The 275-nt window shown below is 73.1% G+C and carries 1 pseudogene; it reads right to left on the bottom strand.

What is annotated here, in order from left to right:
* Positions 1 to 275 (bottom strand): annotated as a pseudogene (locus SB725_RS31110) (peptidase S8 and S53 subtilisin kexin sedolisin); the annotation flags it as partial.

The following is a 275-nucleotide window of genomic DNA, read 5'->3' as shown; positions in this document are numbered from 1 at the left end:
GCAACTCGCCGCTCAGGGCCATTGAACGCGGCATGGGCGCGCAACCAGTCGAACACCTGCTGGCGTTGCACGCCCGGCCGTTCCCGCAGCAACGCCGCCACCCGACCGGTCAAGGCCGCACAGCCCAGGCTTGCACCGGCCAGGCCGCCTGCGCCCACAGCGCCACCGAAGTCGGCCTGGGTGCTGCCGAGCCACGACCACTGCCCCGCTGCACAGCGGGCATCGCCGGTCATGCGGATCACGCCTGGGTAGCTCGCCGGGTAGACCGCGCCGCC

Source organism: Pseudomonas sp. SIMBA_041, from assembly GCF_046535095.1.
Taxonomy (GTDB): Bacteria; Pseudomonadota; Gammaproteobacteria; order Pseudomonadales; family Pseudomonadaceae; genus Aquipseudomonas; species Aquipseudomonas mucoides.
This window is presented reverse-complemented; position numbering and strand designations above follow the sequence as displayed.